This window comes from uncultured Bacteroides sp. (assembly GCF_958445495.1).
GTDB lineage: Bacteria > Bacteroidota > Bacteroidia > Bacteroidales > Bacteroidaceae > Bacteroides.
In genome coordinates this window covers 26329-43689 of record NZ_CAUCSQ010000014.1, presented here as the reverse complement: position 1 = coordinate 43689, position 17361 = coordinate 26329, and the positions used below count along the sequence as shown (strand labels likewise).

Genomic DNA, 17361 nt, shown 5'->3' with positions numbered 1-17361 from the left:
ACAAGAAAATGACAAATAATAAACTAAATAATATAACATGGGATTTAATGAATTTTTAAGCTCGATTTTCGGAAACAAATCCACACGAGACATGAAAGAAATCAAGCCCTGGGTAGAGAAAATCAAAGCCGCCTATCCGGAGATTGAAAAACTGGACAACGACGCCCTCCGCGCTAAAACGGAAGAACTCAAAAAATACATCCGCGAATCGGCTCAAACCGAACGTGCAAAAGTAGAAGAATTAAAAGCAAGTATCGAAACCCTCGAACTGGAAGACCGTGAAGAAGTCTTCGTACAAATCGACAAGATAGAAAAAGAAATTCTTGACAAATATGAAAAAGCGCTGGACGAAGTACTGCCCGTCGCTTTCTCAATCGTAAAGGCGACCGCCAAGCGTTTTGCGGAAAACGAAGAAATAACAGTGACCGCTACGGACTTTGACCGCCAATTAGCCGCAACCAAAGATTTCGTACGCATTGAAGGTGACAAAGCAATCTACCGGAATCATTGGATGGCCGGCGGCAACGATACCGTATGGAATATGGTTCATTACGACGTACAGTTATTCGGCGGCGTAGTGCTGCACAAAGGCAAGATTGCGGAAATGGCAACCGGTGAAGGTAAAACATTGGTAGCCACCCTTCCCGTATTCCTGAACGCATTGACCGGAAACGGCGTACATGTGGTAACCGTGAATGACTATCTCGCCAAACGTGACGCCGAATGGATGGGACCGCTCTACATGTTCCACGGTTTGAGCGTAGATTGTATCGACCGCCACCAGCCGAACTCTGACGCACGCCGCCAGGCATACCTCGCAGACATCACCTTCGGTACGAACAACGAATTCGGTTTCGACTACCTGCGCGACAACATGGCTATCAGCCCGAAAGACCTTGTACAACGCCAACACAACTACGCCATTGTCGATGAGGTCGACTCCGTATTGATTGACGACGCCCGTACCCCTTTGATTATTTCAGGTCCTGTCCCCAAAGGAGACGATCAACTGTTCGAACAACTCCGTCCGCTGGTAGAACGCTTGGTAGAAGCACAAAAAGTACTGGCAACAAAATATTTGTCCGAAGCCAAAAAACTAATAGCGTCCGGCGATAAAAAAGAGGTGGAAGAAGGTTTTCTTTCTCTTTACCGCAGCCATAAGGCGCTACCCAAAAACAAGGCGCTGATTAAATTCCTCAGCGAACAAGGTATCAAAGCCGGTATGCTGAAAACGGAAGAAATCTATATGGAACAGAACAACAAGCGTATGCATGAGGTTACTGATCCGTTATATTTCGTTATTGATGAAAAGCTAAACAGTGTAGACTTGACCGACAAAGGCGTAGACCTGATTACCGGTAACTCCGAAGACCCTACATTATTCGTTTTGCCGGACATCGCCGGACAACTCTCGGAACTGGAAAATGTACCGGACCTCACCCAAGAAGAAAAACTCCAGAAGAAAGACGAGTTATTAACGAACTACGCCATCAAATCAGAACGTGTTCATACAATCAACCAATTGTTGAAAGCCTATACCATGTTCGAAAAAGACGACGAATATGTAGTTATCGACGGACAGGTGAAGATTGTAGACGAACAGACGGGACGTATCATGGAAGGCCGCCGTTATTCCGACGGATTGCATCAGGCCATTGAGGCCAAAGAGCGTGTAAAAGTAGAAGCAGCCACCCAGACATTCGCGACAATTACGCTACAGAATTATTTCCGTATGTACCACAAATTGTCAGGTATGACCGGTACGGCCGAAACGGAAGCCGGCGAATTCTGGGATATCTACAAACTGGATGTTGTCGTTATCCCGACCAACCGCCCGATTGCGAGAAAAGATATGAACGACCGCGTTTACAAAACCAAACGCGAAAAATATAAGGCAGTCATTGAAGAAATAGAGAAACTGGTTCAGGCGGGACGTCCGGTATTGGTGGGAACAACCTCCGTAGAAATCTCCGAAATGTTGAGCAAGATGCTGACCATGCGCAAAATTGAGCACAATGTATTGAATGCGAAACTACATCAGAAAGAAGCGGAGATTGTAGCAAAAGCCGGTTTGAGTTGCGCGGTCACCATCGCCACCAACATGGCGGGCCGTGGTACCGATATCAAACTAAGCCCGGAAGTAAAAGCAGCGGGAGGTCTGGCAATCATCGGTACGGAACGTCACGAATCCCGCCGGGTAGACCGTCAGTTACGCGGTCGTGCAGGACGTCAAGGTGATCCGGGTTCTTCCGTATTCTTCGTATCGCTGGAAGACGACCTGATGCGTCTGTTCTCTTCCGACCGCATTGCCAGCGTGATGGACAGACTCGGTTTCCAGGAAGGCGAAATGATTGAACATAAAATGATTTCCAATTCCATCGAACGGGCACAGAAAAAAGTAGAAGAAAATAACTTCGGTATCCGTAAACGCTTGCTGGAATACGACGACGTTATGAACAAACAGCGTACGGTTGTCTACACCAAACGCCGCCATGCCTTGATGGGCGAACGTATCGGCATGGATATTGTAAACATGATTTGGGACCGCTGCGCTAATGCGATTGAGAACAACGATTACGAAGGATGCCAAATGGAACTGCTCCAAACACTGGCTATGGAAACTCCGTTCACTGAAGAGGAATTCCGTAACGAGAAAAAAGAGAAACTGGCAGAGAAAACGTTCAACATCGCTATGGAGAACTTCAAACGCAAAACTGAACGCCTGGCACAAATAGCCAACCCGGTTATCAAACAGGTATATGAAAACCAAGGACACATGTATGAAAACATCCTGATTCCTATCACGGACGGAAAACGCATGTACAACATATCCTGCAATCTGAAAGCGGCATACGAATCCGAATCCAAGGAAGTAGTGAAAGCGTTCGAGAAATCAATCCTCCTGCATGTGATTGACGAAGCATGGAAAGAGAACCTGCGCGAACTGGATGAACTAAAACATTCCGTACAAAATGCAAGTTACGAACAGAAAGATCCGTTATTGATTTACAAACTGGAATCCGTGACATTGTTCGATTCAATGGTAAACAAAATCAATAACCAGACAGTTTCCATCTTGATGCGCGGGCAAATCCCTGTACAGGAAGCTCCGGACGAATCTTCCGCACGCCGCGTAGAAGTGCGCCAGGCTGCTCCGGAACAACGTCAGGATATGAGCAAGTATCGCGAGAACAAACAAGACCTGAACGACCCGAACCAACAAGCCGCTGCCAGCCGCGATACCCGTGAACAGCAAAAACGCGAACCGATTCGTGCAGAAAAGACGGTAGGACGCAACGACCCCTGCCCATGTGGAAGCGGCAAGAAGTATAAAAACTGCCACGGAAGAAATGTTTAAAAAACAGAGAAGGTTTCCACTGGAAACTTAAACCCTCTAAATAAGAGCCTCAAACGGTTAAAAACTGTTTGGGGCTTTCATTTGTTCCGGCAAAATATTACTTTTGTCTAAACTAAATACAGAAACGAATTAAGTACCTTGTGTGTCCAAATTAATTTGAACAATGAGAATGATTCATGATAATTATCCGCCAATAATATAGGATAATTCAGGAAACATACTTACTAAATAAATCAGAACTATGGCAAAATCCTATTCACTCGCTTTAATATCATTGCTCATACTGACATTAAGCAGTTGTCAGAGTTTGGAACAAATATCTATCGATTACCTGCAGGCGGCCGATTTGAGTTTTCCTTCTCAACTCCGGAAAGTAGCCGTTGTAAACAATACTGGCAACATGCCGGACAACAAACTGATAACCCAGACGGAAAAGCTCGAAGAAAACCTTCCCGAAATAAGCCGTGCAAATACCTATACCAACGGTGACCCCAGAATCGCAGCCGAATCCTTGGCAGAGGAAATCGCGAATCAGAATTATTTCGATGAAGTGGTGATTTGTGACTCCGCGTTGCGAGCAAACGACAAATTGCCCCGTGAAAACACGTTGAGTGCGGAAGAAGTCAGCCAACTCGCCTCTAATTTAGGAGTAGACCTCATCATTGCAATGGAAAACCTGCAAATCAAAGCAACCAAAACCATCCGCTATCTGCCGGATTTCAACTGTTATCAGGGAACGGTAGACGTGAAGGTATATCCCACTGTCCGGGTTTACCTGCCCGGAAGGAGTACCCCGATGAACACGCTGCATCCCAGCGACAGCATCTTTTGGGAAGAATTCGGCAGCTCAGTCACGGAAGCGGCTGCACGTATCATCCCCGAAAAACAAATGTTACAGGAAGCAGCGGAATTCGCAGGAACAGTTCCGGTAAAACACTTGGTTCCAATCTGGAAAAGAGGAACCCGCTACTTATATACGGGCGGTTCCGTTCATATGCGCGACGCAGCCATCTATGCCCGTGAAAATTCATGGGATGATGCGTACGGACTCTGGCTACAATCCTTTGAAGCAAGTAAGAGCGATAAGAAAAAGATGAGGGCCGCTTTCAACATCGCCGTCTATTATGAAATGAAGGATAGTCTGGCAAAAGCTGAAGAATGGGCGGAAAAAGCACGACAATTAGCTAAAAAGACAGAAACGAAAAACAGTTCCGTCCAACTTCAACCCAATATCAACGAAATGCCGAATTACTACCTCGCCAGCATGTATTTGGCCGAATTGAAAGAAAGAAACAGCCAGTTGCCCAAGCTGAAAATGCAAATGAGCCGATTTGAGGATGATTTTTAAAGAAATCATATACCAATTATTATTTTTTTTATACCTTTGAGTAATAAAAAGGAGGAACCCATGAAATTAAGCCAACAATCACTATCTATCATTGAATCGGCCATCCAAAAGGCTGTAAGCAAATATACATGCAGTTGTGAACAAACAATTGTAACCGATATGCATTTACAGCCGGACCAGGTATCGGGACAACTGAATATTTATAATGACGATGATGAAGAACTGGCGAATGTCATGGTTGAAGAATGGGCCACCTATGAAGGAGATGATTTTGTCGAAAACGTAGAACCGATTCTGCGTAGCATTCTCAGCAAAATGAAAGATGCCGGAGATTTCGACAAAATAACGATACTGAAACCCTATTCTTTCGTTCTGGTGGATGAAGATAAGGAAACGGTAGCCGAATTATTGCTGATAGACGACGATACGTTATTGGTAAATGATGAATTGCTAAAAGGGCTGGATAAAGAACTTGACGATTTCCTGAAAGATTTATTAGAAAAGTAACATACACCGGACAATACCCTCTTAAGAGAAAAAGTCCTGTGTAAACGGATTATAATTCCCTCATTCCGGCAGACAGGGATATTCAGTAAATGTCTTAAAAAGTAAGATGGCATATGTAGATGACTAGTTATAATCATCTCATATGCTATTTTTATTGTAAATATTCTGTATTGTTGGCTAAATTCTATCCATTGGGATACGATATTCCGGAAGAAGCCTGACAATGTCTTCTGACGTGTTCTTTATAGGAATATCCCAGACAAGCCATATTTTTTAGAGAAGGTTTAAAGATAACAAAGAGGTGTCAAAACTCATTTTTAGGGAAGATGAGCCTTTAAGCTAAAACTTGACACCTTTAACAGCAATAAAAAAGACTGCATCATTACTCAAAAATAGAGTCTGATGCAGTCTTTTTATGCTCGTATGTTACAATCTGTAACTTATCATTGAAAAACCGACCGGTACACAGCTTTTGCAGTTTCTATAACAGGCTTCCTGTCCGAACGGGTAACTGCCTTTCCTGTACTTTCCGCCCAAGCTTTCTCCATTCCGTAATAATCAATCGTCTCATCTGCAACCTTTCCTTCCAACTCCTGCTGTTTCCGTTCAAGGAACTCCTTCCAACGCAGATAATACAAATCCTTCAAAAGTCCACTCCATTCCCTATGGGAATAATCGTGTAATCCCCCCTCATTGGCGGCAATGCTATCTCCCCATACGGTAATCAATGCAGAAGCATTCCACTCGTACAAATCCTTCTCCTCATCCGTATTCCCCAAAGAACGTGCAGCATCAATCCAGGAAGATACGGAAAACTCCTTCCGGGTAGATAACAAATCATCCTGCGATAGAATAAGGTCTAGAAATTTCCGGGTTTGTTCACGGAACCCTTCTTTATCTTTCCTTTCATAACTTTGAGAAAGCCCTTCAAGCAACACATTGCCTTTATCGGCTACACTCTGCCGCACTATATCTACCAAATCATACTCGAAATTATTATTCCCCTCATACCGGTCTGCAACTGAAAGCAACAGATTTGCCGCTTTTGCCGTAGAATCAGGCGAATAAAACAATTTCGCATATCCCCAGGTAGATGTCCTGTCCAGATGGAACCCCGGACGAGCACACAGCAAAGACTCCACCGTCCCTTCACCCTGATAATTCTTAGGAGCATTATATACCGTATGTTCCAAAGCTCTCCATGCCTCCAGTACCTCCGGCAATAACACTCCGCCATAACGAGCTTTCAAATATCCCTGCAACCATTCGTCCGGTGAGAAACGTTCCGCACGCCAAGGCAACTCATACAGTAACTCAAACATTACCGGATTATTTTCAATTCCCTCAGGAGTGGCCCCCACTCCGCGCAACATCTTTCCATTAGCATGCGTGCATGCATCATAATATCCATTCACCAACTGCTCCATACGCCCGTGTAAACCGACATTAGCACCAAAATTGAGCAACATGCAATAAAGCCAGTCATGCTTTCCGAATCCTTTTTCGCGATACCACATCGAACTTGGGTCTCCCCACTGAGGACGCTTCTCACTGTACAAATCCAACACCAGCAAATCACCCGAATCCAAAGCACCAATCATAGCTTCACGGGGATTCGCCTGCCATGCCTGAATTATCCAGACCGCATCGGGATTGGCTTTTTTCATGGCCTTCATGATAGCATTTCCGGTTTTTGCCAAATCCACTCCTTCCGTATTTCCACCTTCGTGGAAAGGATCCATACTGTAATACTTGGCCTTTCCGTAAAGTTTCTCCAATTCCTCATAATACATAGCCGCAAAAGATTCAAAATGCTCGTCTTCCGAAGAGAGAAAAGCCGGACGGGGAAAACCGCACCACCTTCCCGGGTCGGCAATCCGGTAACCCAACTTCTCACCGATATTACGGGGAACCATTCCCGCATAACCCGGAAAAACAGGTTCGATACCCAGTTCCCTCATACGGGCAACTATTTTTTTCTGAAGCACTTCCTGCTGCCGATACCAACTGTCAGGGTTCGGGCCTCCCCACCCCTCCAGATTATTCATCTGCCACCAAGCCATGAAAGCAGGACCGGAAATAAACTCGTTGATTTCTTCCGTCGTATATCCGACACGTTTCAGCAAGTTATACCAGACAACCTCCATTCCCGCTATGCTCAAAGGCATGTTGACGCCATGCAACGCCATCCAGTCAATCTCTTTCTCCCAACGTTCCCAGTCCCAAAAGGCCATAGAATAAGAATAAGTGCAATAATTCAGGTAATACCGGTTCCGCATAGCAGTCTCCTGCCGGATTTTTCCTTGAGGAAGAGGCAATATCTCCGGTAATTTCTGCGACAGGTTATTCCATGAAAGATGAATGCCGGCCACATACTTCAAATACCAGTTCAACCCCGTAGCCAATGACAAATCCGTATTTCCCGTTATCAGAACCTTGCCGTCATCGGAATCTATTTCAAAATAATCCTCTCCCGAATTATCCGCATTCGGTTCCAGCCGAAAGACAATCCGGTTTTTCGATGTACCTTCTGTTACACGGTCTGCCAAAGAATCAACAGGAGAATACTCGGACCGGCAACTGCAAACAAGACATACAAGTAAAATAAAGTTAACAAAGTTTTTCATCATACACTGTTCCATTAAGTTTTTCAAGTAAGTAATATATCATTATAAACAAAATACTTGTACAACGCCGCAAAGATAGCCAAATTATAAATTGCAGCAACCCCGCTACCGCTATATTCAATCCTTTATTCTCACCGTAGACACTCCCGGAACCGGAATCGCACAGTCCGACACTTTTCCGGATATACTATCAAAAACTTTTAACGTATCCGTCCCTACCGCCTGCACAACTATACTCCATCCGTCCGCTTGTCTTTCAATAGACAAAATATCCGTAGTATTCGATAATGGCAAAACGGCAAGTCCTGAAGCGATATGGACCGTCTCCAACTGATAAGGACGTACGTCAACCGTAAACTGTCTGCCTCCCAACAGTAATTTCGCCTGATGTGTTTCCTGTCCGGAAACCCAATCTACATTTAAAAGATAAAGCGTTCTCTTTTGGGGAGCATCCCAAACAGTAAAACTAACATCCCGGCCGACCTCGACAAACCCTTTATCCGCTTCTTTCTCAACCTCCGCCCCGGCTAATTCACGGAGTGTCTTCTCATAATCGGCACGGATTCCGGGCTCGGACGGATAAAGAACCTGCGGATAATAAATCACCTTTCCTTTCCCTTTACAGATTTCCGTTTTAGACTGTAATGAACGATAATTGTCCCCCAACAGCAAACGTACCTCTTCATCCTCCTCCGGGAAAACGGGAGCCTCATCCGGTTGCAGACTCTCATTCAAATGAGCCGCCGACAGCACCACCGTCCCGCCTTGCTCTACAAAACGGCGAATCCTGCGAAAATCATCCGCATGATACGTATTCCATCCCAGAAAGACAAGCACATGATACCGTTGCATCGCCCGGTCATCCGCTTCAATGGGTAGAATATCCACCGGACCGTAAGGAGTCGAAGTAAACCATCCTTCCGGAGCACACGCATCCAAGATATTGTCCGGATAGAACACATTCAGCAAATCAAAGCTCTCATTGATTTTACCAAATTGCCATTTCTCCTCTTTCTGTGACCACATAGAAGTGCGTCCGAAACATTTCCATGGGCAATTACGCCCTTGCAGTACCGCAATATTCGCTTTCAGCTCTCCCGTCCGCGAATGCGTCTCAACATAATCAAGCATCCGGTTTTGAGCATGCCGATGCTGTTTTCCCGACTCCGAATAACGGTCGTTGGCATACTCATCCGTCCACAACGCTTCCTCTGTATTCAAATGCGAAGAGCCATGCATATAAGCCGTAGCCAAAGACAAGTACATGCGCAAAGCATGTTCGGGCGCCGTAAAAGGAGATGAGCCCCACTGCATGGCATGCAACGAACCGTAATCCTGCCTCCCGTAAGCGCGGGAAGCACCACGCAAAGCCGACATAATTGTCTCCTCCGGTCCATACATCTGTTCCGCTCCAACCCATTGGTAGCCTGCCTGCAACAGATACCGGAACATAGTAGACGGACCGGTATGCCGTGTACTCTCTCCTCGCGAACCCGCCAAATGCCGTACCAGTGTCGCCGCCCCGTCCGCCATATCCTTCACACCGTACGGATTATAATGCACAAATTTTCCCTTATCCGTATAAATAGGCCGGTGTTTGGCAAAAATTCCGCCAAGCGGCAAATAACGCGCCCGTATATCGGTAAACAATCCCTCATCCTGAAAATGTTGCCAATAATAATACCCCCCGTCATTCTCATGCGCCTGTTTACCTTTAAACAGCGGAGAATACAAAAGCGATAACGAAGGATTGATTTCTCCACCCGCCAGAGTACGACCTTCCACCTGCCACGCGAAAGGAACATTCATCTCATTCAGCAACCGGAAGTAACGGGACATCACCCTCTCATCCGACCGGCGGAAACCGCTCCATTGGTAAGAAGGACGGAACTGGTACCAATTGCCGATACGCGCTTTAAAATACCACTTAAAAAAATAACCATACACCTCAGGAACCTTGTCCATGTAGATTTCATCCCCGGAAGAAAGATAAACCTGCCGGCCGCCGCGATGCAGAATCGCCCCGATTCCGACTGTCCGGCTTTGTTTTCCATCGGATATAGTGACCGGAACGTCCGTTCCCACTCCACAAGTACGGAAACGAAGCACATGCAATCCCGTATCAACAAAACGCAAAGGCTGCGGCAACCACTCATAATGCTCATTAGAAGCCAATTCCAACCCTATTCCCGGCCTGTTCACTTCTATCAGCACTCCGGCAGTATCACCCAAAGCAATATGGCGCGGCAGACTGACTATCTCAAAATCATTTGCAGTCTCCTCTATGATTTCCATCGAAACCATCTCATAAGGAACGTGCACCCTATGCGCTTCATCTTCCAGCACCAGAGTGATTTTCCCTTCTCCCGGAAGAGAGTCCGGTAATGGAATATAAAAATCCGCCACATTGGAAGCCCGGTCGAAAACCTTTCCTTCAAAAACGGTTTTCCCATTAAACCTCAAACTCCAAACCGGCCAATACTTACTAACCAAATTGACCCCGACCCAATAATCCGCTTTATCAGGACGTCGGTCATAAGGCATAAAACCAAGTCCGTCAATGACTTTCCCCGCCGCTTTGACAATCGGTGCCTCCATCCTGCAAATCCCGGAAAATCCCTTTCCTCCCACTTTCAGCAATACGGCAGCCGGCTCCTCAGGAAGGGCAAAAGCATATTTGAATTTCCTGTACCGATAAGTACCGGCCGGAACAGAAGCCGCCAATACCGTATCCGGAGAATCATACACATCCAACGGATGTCTCCCCTGCCGTGGATAATAGATTTGTAGTTCCACTCCCATGCTCCCGTCCCGAAGTAACCGCAGACTTTCCGCTTGGGCATGCAATTCTACGTCCAAATGCTTGGAACCGAGCCGTTTGCCTGCTATCCTATAATAAGCGCATTGCTCAAAAGGCTCCCCTTCTGCCTGAAAGCAGAGAGCGTAAGGGTCTTTTTTCGTCTGCACCGAATCCAGGCAATCGTCAATCCGGTACTCCATATCCCGAAAAAGCGATTCGCCGCGTTCTTTAAAACGACCGGGCATCTGCCCGCCGCCGACCACGCGCAAATATTTCCGGGTCTTTCCACCGGAAGAACAAGCGAACCTGACATCAACAGATACGGAATCGCCAACTTGAATCACCCGTTTTCCACTCATTAACACTTGTCTTGTCTCATGCTGATACTGGGCATGCCCCGTTCCACAGCCAATCAACAGAAACCCTAAAATTGCCACCCATTTATACATATATTCAATTTTTGATGTGTATGCCCAAACTTCTCCATCTATCCTTCACCAGGTCCAGACGGGACAGGAAATTATCATAACCCTCCTTCCTGCTGCTCCATGCAACCTCCGCCAAAGCGGCGATACGAGGATACAACTGCTCATTCATGCGTTCGACAGTCGGGATAAATTCCCCCCACATCTGTGCACCGATACCGATTATATTCTTTTCATACTCTTTCGGAAGCCCTGCAGGAATAGGTTCAAACTCGTATGCCTTGCGCAAGGGAATATCCTCATAACTGTAATCCAGATAAGTATATGCATGAAATGAGTTCACCAACCGGTATCCGTTTTCAGCAGCCTTCCTCATTTCATCCAGTTCCCCTTTCCAAAATTGGACAACCACATTGGAAGCAATCTTCTGACTAGGGTCGGCAAAAGCGATATTGTCATCCTTATGCAGGTTCTTGCCTAATATCTCATTCCATCCCATCATACTGCATCCGCGCTCTTGGATGAAACGCGACATATAATTGGTAAACTCTATCTGAATATCCATAAATGATGCGAATCCCTTTTCCTTCTTATACGCCACTACCGCTGGATTGGCCTCCCACTGGTTAAACCGTACTTCATCCCCTCCGATGTGAATAACATCACATTGAAACAAATCTATCACCTCACTGACTACATCTTTGAGAAAAGCCTTCACCTTCGGGTCAACGACATTATACACGGAATAAAGTTTACCGAAATAAACCGGCACTTCAATCTTCTCATCCGACGAACTCAACCAAGGATAAGAAGCGATGGCAGCCGAAGCATGGCCGGGCATCTCGATTTCCGGAACGACCTTAATATGTCGTTCTTTGGCATAAGCCAGAATTCGCCTGATTTGTTCCTGCGTATAAAATCCTTCATGAGGCTCTCCTATATACGTTTTACTGTTGAATCCTCCGGACTGTGAATCCTTCCGCTTACTCCCGATTTTCGTCAGCAACGGGTACTTCTTGATTTCAATCCGCCAGCCCTGATCGTCCGTCAAATGCCAGTGAAAAACATTCATTTTAAGTTGCGCCATCACATCCAACAACCGAAGCACCTCTTTTTCTCCTTTGAAGAAACGGGCCTCATCCAACATAAAAGAACGCCAGCTAAAACGCGGCATATCCTTCACTCTTTGAGCAGCCAACCGTACAGGCCGCTCACGGCTCGCTTCCATCAATTGGAACAATGACTGCAAAGCGTAAAACAGGCCGGTCTCATCATCCGCCTGCATCTCTATATATGTTGATTTAACGGTTAGAATATATGCTTCCGACTGACTGTTTCGACGTGTGTTCAATAAAACGCAATCCGCATTTTCCTGCTGTCCGGTCTGCTTTACCCGAATGTCGAATCTTTTTTCCAACTCCGCCTTCATATACCGGAAAGTAGAAACAGCTTGTTCCGTATAGACACGAAGTTCTTCGGGAAAAAGAAAAGTCCCTTCCTTATATTCTATATGATCGGGTAAAGGCAAAATGGGGGTAACCTTTGTTTGTCCGCACACTATCAAAGGAAGAAAACAGAATAATAAAAGAATTTGTCTCATATTGTTTTTCATATAAAGAAACCGTATTAAAAAGATTCTCTACCATCAGAGATGCCCGAAGACAATTCCCGCCTCCGTTTAATACGGTTTCATTTTCATTTAACTTATCACTTCACTGCTCTCGATTAGAAAGTAACCTCACCGATAACATTCACTGCATACCTGCCAGCTTCATCGTTCCAAGGCATCATCTGTTCGGACACGGCAAATTTCACGGCATATTTGCTGTTATATTTCAGTTCGCTCGCAACCTCCGGCATCCAGATACCCACCTTATATTTACCGCTCAACCCCGATACTTCAGCCGTGCCTTCCAGCGTATGCGTAAGAACTTCATAGTCATTTTTCACTGCATCATACGGCTGCCAGCCCTTCGGGTCGACATCCAGCTCCTTCAACTCCCGGACCTCATCGCCTTCCTCCGAAACCAGCACCAGCCAGACCTCTTTCGGGTTCATCACAGTAGCAAAACCAGTATTGGTCAAATCAATCTTATAAGCCAGATTCCCGTTTTCCGCACTCAACTCCGCTTTCTTCACATTGATACGATATCCCAAATGGTCACGTACAAACTCATAAAACGTGCGTGCCACCTTCTTGCCGTCCTCCATAAAATAGCTCTCGTCAAAAAGAATCTTATTACGGGTCAGCTCATCCGGGGTTACGGAACTGTTCTTCCACGAATAAATATTAATATTCTCATTCTGAGTAATATCAAACGCCGAATAATGATGGTCACGGAATATTTTCAATGTTCCGGTACGGCTTATCAAGTCCGACAATCCCCATTCCGATTCTTCCGGATAAGGCATTTCCCCGCTAACGTATATCTGATGAGACTCATCCGCCACCTGATTATACTCCTCACTGCCCGGAACAAAATCATTACCCGCCGCTAAAGCATGCTCGCCAGCGGTAAAAAAGTCGTTGCAATATCCCAGGCGGGTAGTCCGGTAAGCATCGTTGTCCAAAGTCAAGGCATTCTTATGACTCGGATAACGCATCTCAATATTATAAGGCTCCGGAACGGCAGCCAAAAGCCTGTTCACGACCCCGTTCTTTACACGTTGGGCATTAGGTCCCGTCAATACGCTTGTATTATGCCATTCTCCCCAACGACCCAGAAAACCGGCCTGCATGGCAGCAATCAACCCGATATTTTTTTGCAAGACCGGCGCCAATTGTTCAATATGCCTATATATCCATTCTTCCGCTTCCTCCTCATTCTGCCAGTTATCATTATATTGATTTTCTCCCCACCAGTTATAGGCAAAACGCAATATCGCCTTATATCCTTTATCTCTCAATCCATCAAAGACTTTCTGGATATTCTCCATCCCCTGTTCATCAATGTCCTTTCTGGCATAATCCGTCAAATAAATATACTGCTGCACAATTTTAGTGCTTCCGTCTGTCGAACTGTACGTTATTTCCCGATCATCGACAAACCCTTTGGGATATACCTCTCCCGAATTAAACGGATTCTCTAGGTTATACGCAAAATACCGGCATTCCAGATGATACCCTCTGTCAGGATTCGCTAACGGTTCAATCGAACTTACCACCCATTCGGTATCGGGATTATCCCCCTCGGAGCCTTTCATGCCATCATAATCGCCGACAGGAATCACAGTCGTGTCCGTGCAAGCACACATCATAAAAGATATTGCTGTTATAAAGGAAATCATATTTTTATTCATTAAGTTCATAATGTCATTTTTTTTACATTTATTTTTATTTTCCGATATAAATAAGGCGTACAGGAGCACCTCCCCATGCATCCACATTATATATTTCTTTCGTTCTCATGCCATAATCGCTGAACAACACAATCTGGTTGGACAAGTCCCGGGTCAACAGGTAACAGTTGTTTTCCGCCTCATTGTAATGAGCCACTTTCTCGTTTGCTCCCACATACGGGACATAACCGCCCGGAACCAATCCGATTCCCCACGCATTGGCATTATCAGAAGCAGCTTCACTCCAATTCCAATAAGTCTGATGTTTCAGGACATCCGCACTTCCCGTCTGCAGGGCCTCATTCAGCAATAATTTATAATCCTCAAAAGTCGGCATCCTCCAACCGTCGGGAACTATCTTGTCCACTATCTTCATTGAATAATACTTGCCATAAGCCTTCTGGAACTCTTCCGGGACGTCAGTAGGAGCATTCCAATAATCACCGTCGGCCAAAGAAATGTCTGTTCCGTCAGGATACTTCGTCGCACGCAGGTTTTCCGCCAGCCAGATAACCTCCTCACCGGTAGAATAAGTCACTTTAGCGACACGGTAAGTAATCCTTTCATCTCCGCGCACATCCGTAAATATCATCATGCCTGTCAACTTCAACACCTGAGAAGTACGTGAAACAAAAGTTCCGTCCGCTTTCCTTGCCGCATTCCAATAAATGGTATTCTGTCCGAACAGCGAGATGGGCAACCGGGTAATCACATCCTGCAACTCCTGTTGAGTCAGTGAAAACTCTCCTGTGTCTCCGGCATCCACCTTCACCACATCCCCTTCCATTCCGCTGTCCATGCTGAAATATAACTGATATTCCGTACCGGCCTCTTCCCCGTCTACCTGCCAGGAGAACAAAACCGCTTCGTCCGGCGTATCCGCATCCAGTACAATTACAGCTTGGTCTTCGGGAGCAATTAACTGCGTCTGGATACGCTGGGCGGTAAACGAACGAATCTCCGTTGCGGCAACGCTCAATTTAGCAGTCGGCTTCACAGTCCAGTAGACAGTCCCCGTTTTGCCGCCTCCTACTCCCAAAGCAGAAAAATACACATCCGCATCCAGTACATCCATCACATACTCACTCACTTCGCCCACATGGACCAATACCGTATCCCCCAACAGATAAGGAGACGAACTGAATACCAAAGAGTTTCCGCCTTCACATATCCCGTTCCATGAAAATGTGAAAGAAGTGACAGATTCATCATTCAAATTCAAAAGGGACCCTTCAGTCGGCAATCCCAAGCTGACTCCCGATTCAGGAATACTCAATTCATATTCATCTTCCCGGCAAGCAACGCCTAACACCATCACCGACAGGAAAAAGATAATTGTTCTTATTTGTTTCATATTTTAGACTTTTACGTTAATTCAGTTAATCAAATTTTTCGCGAACCCATGGATTAATATCCCGGATTTTGCTTAATAACTCCTTGTCCCTCCGTAATAAGTGCAAGAGGCAACGGATATAATTCATATTTATACTTACCGTCCGCCATTGTAGCTACCTTTTCCGTCGACTGGCCGGCAAACCGGTTTTTCTCTATCGCTTTCTCGATAAACTTACCGTGACGAATCAAATCCTGCCGGCGTACTCCTTCGAAATAAAACTCATGTCCGCGTTCTTCCAGCATCTTATCCAAAAATATATCCGGGTCAGAGACCTCAGACATGCGGTAAGCCGTCAACCCGCCGTGTTTTACCCTCACCTCATTCAGATAGTTCAAAGAAGTCTGGCTAACTGTATTGTTCTTGCGCACCAACGCCTCCGCATATAACGTAATGACATCGGCGTAACGGTAAACGACCAAATCTATCTGATTATTCTCACCTTTTACCCCATCCAGGCTATATTTCATGGGGACGGCACCCAAATACAGGTTTTCCCCCATAGAGCCATTGAGCCGGTCATTCTCATAACTGTGCACCTTGCCGTCATCACCGGTATATTCGCCATAGATTCTTTCCAGACGTTTGTCTCCCGGCTCATAAGACTGGTAAAAAGGCCACGCCATTTTGAAACCGTTCCATTTAGAGACACCAGACGCCGTCGGAAAATCACCCGGAAGCACATGTGCGAACCAGTTGTTCTCCATAGAGCCGTCAATTGCCTGAGCCGCAAAAATCACTTCCGTATTCTGTTCCGTTTCCAGGCTGAACAAATCATAATAATTATCTACCAACGCATAACCATACTCCTTATTCGTAGTCAGTTCCTCACCGATTTCCACAGCCGCATTCCAATCTCCCACACGCATATAATATTTCAACAACAGCGTATTAGCCAGTCCTTTTGTAAAACGCCCGTAATCTGCGGCTTCATACGAGTAAGGAAGCACTTTCGCCGCCTCAGTCAGGTTGGTTACGATAAACTCGCGCATTTCCTCCTCCGTCGCCCTCGGCAATATTTTATCGGCAGTCGGGTCTTTTAATGTCTCCAAATCAGGCAATGGAATAGTCCCGTAAATATCGTAAAGCAAAAAGGCAAGGAATCCCATTCCGCACTCCAATTCCGCCGTATAACGGTCTTTCAGAGTCTGTTCCATATCGACATCCTTAATGCGGTCTTTTGTCAGCATCATGGAAGAGAGCCTGTTGGCAAATTGGTAAATCGCCCTTCCCATCGTACCCGCGTCACCGTCCACATACCAATAGCCCGCCTCATACGAGTTGTACTTTTGCAGCCATCCCTCCCAAGAGCATTCCATCTGGTCGGTCACAATATCCGAACTGGTAATATATCCCGTGGCTACGGCAAAAATCCCGTTATATTGGTCGGAACAGAAAACATTATAAGCACTCGCCGTTACGAGAGCATCGACATCGTCTGCCGACTGAGGGAATATATCAGGATTGATTTCATCGTATATTTCATTTTCCAGTGCGCAACCCTGCAAAGACAGCAACGCAGTGCAAACAAATAAAAGTTTATAGAATATATTTTTCATAATGA

At 45.8% G+C, this 17361-nt stretch carries 9 protein-coding genes; 3 read left to right on the top strand and 6 right to left on the bottom strand.

What is annotated here, in order from left to right; all coding sequences use genetic code 11:
* The first annotated feature begins 37 nt into the window (after positions 1 to 37).
* The 3 genes from secA (at position 38) to Q5076_RS06790 (ending at position 5213) form a co-directional block, all read left to right on the top strand.
* Complete coding sequence (gene secA / locus Q5076_RS06800) at positions 38 to 3358, top strand: preprotein translocase subunit SecA (RefSeq protein WP_303011921.1); 3321 nt, start codon at positions 38 to 40, stop codon at positions 3356 to 3358.
* Positions 3359 to 3599: 241 nt separating this feature from the next.
* Positions 3600 to 4706 (top strand): DUF6340 family protein, encoded by a 1107-nt coding sequence (locus tag Q5076_RS06795; RefSeq protein ID WP_303011920.1) that lies wholly within the window; start codon positions 3600 to 3602, stop codon positions 4704 to 4706.
* A gap of 60 nt (positions 4707 to 4766) precedes the next feature.
* Positions 4767 to 5213: a hypothetical protein gene (locus tag Q5076_RS06790; RefSeq protein ID WP_303011919.1), complete on the top strand. Its 447-nt coding sequence runs from the start codon at positions 4767 to 4769 to the stop codon at positions 5211 to 5213.
* 443 nt (positions 5214 to 5656) lie between these two features.
* Here the strand turns inward: Q5076_RS06790 and Q5076_RS06785 are convergent, their stop codons facing one another.
* The 6 genes from Q5076_RS06785 to Q5076_RS06760 form a co-directional block, all read right to left on the bottom strand.
* Complete coding sequence (locus Q5076_RS06785) at positions 5657 to 7840, bottom strand: alpha-N-acetylglucosaminidase (RefSeq protein WP_303011990.1); 2184 nt, start codon at positions 7838 to 7840, stop codon at positions 5657 to 5659.
* 117 nt (positions 7841 to 7957) lie between these two features.
* A complete protein-coding gene (locus Q5076_RS06780; RefSeq protein ID WP_303011918.1) occupies positions 7958 to 11089 on the bottom strand; it encodes a hypothetical protein in 3132 nt (1043 codons plus the stop codon).
* Positions 11090 to 11093: 4 nt separating this feature from the next.
* Positions 11094 to 12665, bottom strand: a complete 1572-nt coding sequence (locus tag Q5076_RS06775) for a beta-N-acetylhexosaminidase (protein WP_303011916.1) — start codon at positions 12663 to 12665, stop codon at positions 11094 to 11096.
* 125 nt (positions 12666 to 12790) lie between these two features.
* The gene (locus tag Q5076_RS06770) at positions 12791 to 14323 is read right to left on the bottom strand and encodes a DUF4874 domain-containing protein (RefSeq protein ID WP_303011914.1); all 1533 of its coding nucleotides are present in this window, start codon (positions 14321 to 14323) and stop codon (positions 12791 to 12793) included.
* Positions 14324 to 14399: 76 nt separating this feature from the next.
* Complete coding sequence (locus tag Q5076_RS06765; protein WP_303011912.1) at positions 14400 to 15758, bottom strand: FISUMP domain-containing protein; 1359 nt, start codon at positions 15756 to 15758, stop codon at positions 14400 to 14402.
* Between the two features lie 53 nt (positions 15759 to 15811).
* Positions 15812 to 17356, bottom strand: a complete 1545-nt coding sequence (locus Q5076_RS06760) for a RagB/SusD family nutrient uptake outer membrane protein (protein WP_303011911.1) — start codon at positions 17354 to 17356, stop codon at positions 15812 to 15814.
* Positions 17357 to 17361 lie beyond the last annotated feature (5 nt).

Coding starts and splice junctions, on each gene's coding strand:
- Q5076_RS06770 (WP_303011914.1), bottom strand. CDS start 14,323: ATGATGTGTGCTTGCACGGACACGACTGTGATTCCTGTCGGCGATTAT.
- secA (WP_303011921.1), top strand. CDS start 38: ATGGGATTTAATGAATTTTTAAGCTCGATTTTCGGAAACAAATCCACA.
- Q5076_RS06780 (WP_303011918.1), bottom strand. CDS start 11,089: ATGTATAAATGGGTGGCAATTTTAGGGTTTCTGTTGATTGGCTGTGGA.
- Q5076_RS06785 (WP_303011990.1), bottom strand. CDS start 7,840: ATGAAAAACTTTGTTAACTTTATTTTACTTGTATGTCTTGTTTGCAGT.
- Q5076_RS06765 (WP_303011912.1), bottom strand. CDS start 15,758: ATGAAACAAATAAGAACAATTATCTTTTTCCTGTCGGTGATGGTGTTA.
- Q5076_RS06790 (WP_303011919.1), top strand. CDS start 4,767: ATGAAATTAAGCCAACAATCACTATCTATCATTGAATCGGCCATCCAA.
- Q5076_RS06760 (WP_303011911.1), bottom strand. CDS start 17,356: ATGAAAAATATATTCTATAAACTTTTATTTGTTTGCACTGCGTTGCTG.
- Q5076_RS06795 (WP_303011920.1), top strand. CDS start 3,600: ATGGCAAAATCCTATTCACTCGCTTTAATATCATTGCTCATACTGACA.
- Q5076_RS06775 (WP_303011916.1), bottom strand. CDS start 12,665: ATGAGACAAATTCTTTTATTATTCTGTTTTCTTCCTTTGATAGTGTGC.